Origin of the sequence: Bradyrhizobium sp. 23 (genome assembly GCF_023073295.1) — a bacterium.
Classification (GTDB): Bacteria; Pseudomonadota; Alphaproteobacteria; order Rhizobiales; family Xanthobacteraceae; genus Bradyrhizobium; species Bradyrhizobium canariense_D.
Genome location: NZ_JADPJF010000148.1, coordinates 748,802 through 751,753, shown reverse-complemented (window position 1 = coordinate 751,753; position 2,952 = coordinate 748,802). Strand labels below are relative to the sequence as shown.

Here is a 2,952-nt window from a genome sequence, read left to right as displayed (position 1 = left end):
CGAGCCGTTATTTGGAAGTCTACCGGTTGTCGGAATGCTCTTCGCGATGTGCGAGGCGGGTCGACGGCGCGGCTCGGATGCGGCCTACGGCAGTGCCGCCAGGTGCCCGGCTACGACGAGGTGGTTCAATTCTCGACGAGAGCGCCCACGCAAAAATTTGCCATGTGCGCGACGGCCTCGGTGCTGTGATAGTCACCGAATTCGGCAGTGGCCTCCTTGCCAGCGTACATTCGTGCGATTCCAGCGCCGCCAGGGTGATGAGGGGCCCACTCGGTGATGTCATAAACTTTTCCCGAGATGATGATCCAGCAGTCGTTCTGTGTGTTGTGCAGAGCGACCTCTTCGCGCGTGACGCGGCGCGTACCCTTCGCCGGATTGGCGGGCATCCAGAGCTTGATCCCACCGTACCTTACCTTGGCGGTTCGGCGGAAGTCCCACGGACCTAGCCTCTTGGCAGGCAACTCGCTGCCGATCTTGCGGGCGTCGTAGGCGTAGATCCAGGAATCGTCCTCGCCGCCGCGCTTATCGTGGGCAAAGGCAGGACTCACACGCTCATCGAGTCTCTCCAGTAGCGCCTTCTGCTCAGCGGTGTCCTTCGCTCGCAAATGGTCGAAGGCGAATTTGGATCCCAATTGAAAGCGGGTAGCGCGGTAATGCCGCACGCGTTCGTAGTGCAACAAGGCTGTAGGCACATCGCGCTGGTGAAGCGCAAAGGCGCTGGCAAGGGCGGCGGCGTCTTCGAAGGACTGAGCAGCTCCTTGACCGAATGTGGGAAGCATCGGGTGCGCCGCGTCACCGAGCAGGCAGATGCGGCCCTGCACCCAGGTTTCGAGCGCATCGCGATCGTAGAGACCCCACTTGGTAGGACGAACGATCGCCCCCGACAGAGCGATGAGGTCGTCTCTGCTGGGATGGCCCGCGAATGCCTCGCCGACCTCGCGAACGATCTCCTGCTGACTGACGGGAAACCAGTCGCCCTCCTCCTGCTCGAACGCGGCGGACTCAGGCTCATAATGCGCGATCCACACGTTCAACAACTCGCCGCCGCGTACCCAGTACGTGGTCGCGCCGCTCCTATCCGCCCGATGGCGGTCCATGCTGAAGGAGTTGATGGGATTGTGGTCCAGCGGGTTACCGTTCGCTTTGCGGAGGGACGCAACCCCCGTCCGCGGAATGAGTCCTCGAAAGCAGGTTACCTCCGTCCAACGCTTGGGACGCGAATTCGGCCACGCCAGCTGTAACGTCGCAGAGTTGATCCCGTCCGCACCTACGAGAAGCTCTCCCGTGGCGGTTCGACCATTCGAAAAGGTCGCTATTACCTCGCCTGCGGTCTGACGCAGCTGCGTCAGTCTGCAGTCCATGTGCACCGCGATCGGGCATGGCGCGCCGCTGTCGATACCGAAGTCGGACACTCGCTTGTACAGGCACATCAAAAGGTCCAGCCTGTGCATGTGATGAAAGCCGGCGCCGTCGCCTGCGGCGGTGACATGATCGAATGGCCTCTTTGTCACGCTCCCATCTGCGTTGAACTGTCGTGTCGACTCCAGGATTGCCGCGCGGCCGCCGTCAATGACCCCGTCGGGGCCTTTGGAATCTCCCCCATCCAGGTCGACGCCTAGCCAACGACATATTCGCGCCCCGTTGGGCGGGATGTTCAACCCGGCGCCTGCGGTGCTAGGCACCTTCGTTTGCTCGTAGACATCGACCGATGCGAACACTCCCGACTGACGCAGCGCCAAGGCCGTCATCAACCCGCCCATTCCCGCACCGACGATCACTGCCCTCATCCATCTTCCTTCCGATGCAATCGAACGCCCCTCAACTCGCGGCTGGAATAAGTTTAAGGCGCCTCATCAATGGGCTCGAGACTAGCGCCGGGCTGATTGGCAATAAAGGATCTTGTGGCACGCCAAATAGAGTTCTGGAGTTCCTCGGTCATCGGCCTCCGTGAGCAAACACGCCGACCGAGCGCCAACTTCCATTGAGGATGAGCCAGTCGCGTCGGCTTGGCGCTGCGTTGCAAACCTCGGTCCTCGTCTACGAACCGACATTTGGCGCCGCCTTCCGAAGGGAGCGACCGGGCAGTGCGAAAGGTCGTCGGACCTACCCGATCCTTTCATTGGCCCTCGCAGCCAGAAGCCAGACGGTGCGGTATACTCGGCGGTACAGGCATCATCGGCAGCACCGGCACGAATGGCGGCGCCCTGGCGCCCGGCAGCGGGTCCGGTACCCTGCGGCCCAAGGCAGCCTGGTATTCACGGCAGCATCGAGCCATTTGGTCGAGGTCTCGTCGGCGAGCAGCGACCGCACCGATGTAACGTGCACAGCTACGCTTCCCGGCATCCTCGACTTCGAACGAATGCGACAGCCGAGGATAAAGCATGTAGCGCCCGGTCGCACAGGCAAGCTCGCGCTCCTGAAGGTGAAACCGCGCATGCGCAAATCGGTCGAAATTGCCGGCGTGGTCGTAGTGCAGATGCGTGAGAATCACGTCCTTGACGTGGGCAGCGTCGATATCGAACGCGGCAAGCGTCTCTACCGGGCAGCGCAGGTAATTTCGCCTGCGCTGCTTCGCGACCTCGGCATTGAACCCGGTGTCGATGACGAAGATGCGGCCGCCTCCCCTCGCCAGCCACACGAAATAGTCCATCGGCATTGGTCCAAACGCGCCCTTGATCATGGGCCGTTTCGCTTTTGCATCACCAGTCGCAGCGGGATGTTATGCAGGTTGGCGCGGCCTCGCACGGCCGGCTCTGTCCTGCCGAGCGCCTGGGCGATCTCGTCGGGTCGGCGCCCAGCCGCCGCCATCACCAGCAGCTGTTGATGCTCTTCCGGTGTCCACCTCCGGATCAACGGATAGCGTGACTGTGCCATCGTCCCGCGTCCCCAGCCTGTTGCCAGGTTATCGGGCTGCAATTGCTGAGTCGCGCTTTAACATATGATGCCTATCTC

Annotated in this window: 2 protein-coding genes and 1 pseudogene; all 3 read right to left on the bottom strand. The window is 62.1% G+C overall.

Features of this window, described 5'->3' with window-relative positions:
* Nucleotides 1–125: 125 nt before the first annotated feature.
* The 3 genes and pseudogenes from IVB32_RS36960 to IVB32_RS36950 all read right to left on the bottom strand — a co-directional run bounded on the left by IVB32_RS36960 (nucleotide 126) and on the right by IVB32_RS36950 (nucleotide 2,874).
* A complete protein-coding gene (locus tag IVB32_RS36960) occupies nucleotides 126–1,787 on the bottom strand; it encodes a cytochrome b5 domain-containing protein (RefSeq protein ID WP_085350873.1) in 1,662 nt (553 codons plus the stop codon).
* A 554-nt stretch (nucleotides 1,788–2,341) separates the two neighbouring features.
* Nucleotides 2,342–2,662, bottom strand: a pseudogene (locus IVB32_RS36955) (MBL fold metallo-hydrolase); the annotation flags it as partial.
* A gap of 14 nt (nucleotides 2,663–2,676) precedes the next feature.
* Nucleotides 2,677–2,874, bottom strand: coding sequence for a Myb-like DNA-binding domain-containing protein (locus tag IVB32_RS36950; RefSeq protein ID WP_051113050.1), 198 nt, complete (start codon nucleotides 2,872–2,874; stop codon nucleotides 2,677–2,679).
* Nucleotides 2,875–2,952: the final 78 nt, after the last annotated feature.